This window comes from Streptococcus sp. 263_SSPC, from assembly GCF_001071995.1.
In the GTDB taxonomy this organism is placed as follows: Bacteria; Bacillota; Bacilli; order Lactobacillales; family Aerococcaceae; genus Granulicatella.
The window spans coordinates 1-904 of record NZ_JVNU01000054.1; the positions used below are offsets into that span (position 1 = coordinate 1).

Genomic DNA, 904 nt, shown 5'->3' on the forward strand with positions numbered 1-904 from the left:
GAAGAATTTTAGGAAGGGATTAAGCAACTAATTGTTGCTTAATTCCTTTTTGTTTTGGGCCAAACATTTTTGTTATTAAAATAATCCTGTTCCTAAAATGGTAATAGTTTCTAAAGCCATAAGCATTCCTTTTGAGTACTTTTATTTTATTGTTTATTCCTTCAATGGGGCCATTTGTTCTAGTTGGATACTCACAAGTATTTTGAATATATGGCAAGTAAGTAATTAATGTCTTTAATACTCTTTTTAAACCAGGAGATAGGTATAATTGCGTAGCTGCTTCAATCGTTTCCTTGAATTCTATATAATCTCTGTCCTGAATACATTCACGAAGTGAATGTACAACCTCATAATCATTTTTAAGAGATGGATTATTTTCTAAGATATAATCTACGATTCCTTTGCTTGTTATGAAGCTTTCAAAAAGTTTATAACGATTATATTTATAGTTCTGAAGTTCATTAGGATTCTTTAAAATTAACTTCCAATAATGTTTTAACTTTCGATATAATTTAGGGTCTTTATAACGATGCGTATTCATGACACGTACCCGAGTTCGATTTAATTCTCTATTTAAGGCTTGTACGATGTGAAAAGGATCAATGATAATTTTTGCGTTAGGAAACATTTCTTTTATTAATTGAATGTACGGTAAGTACATGTCGATTGAGATAGTTTTTACCTTTAATCTAGACTTAGGCTCAAAACGATGAAAATACTTTTTCAAACTGTAAGATTTTCTATCTCTTACAACATCGACTAGCTTGTGTGTTGTGCTATCACAAATAATGAAACTCATATTACTATCGGAAGATTTGACGGATTTAAATTCATCAAAACACAAATGCTCAGGTAAATCATGTAATGGTTTAATGGTCAATAATCGTGCTGTATCATCTATGAT

1 protein-coding gene is annotated in these 904 nt (G+C 30.1%); it reads right to left on the reverse strand.

Annotation, left to right across the window (positions count from 1 at the left end; translation table 11 throughout):
* Positions 1-19 precede the first annotated feature (19 nt).
* The coding region (locus tag ADH02_RS08055; protein WP_048784023.1) for an ISL3 family transposase at positions 20-904 on the reverse strand (885 nt) is incomplete at its 5' end.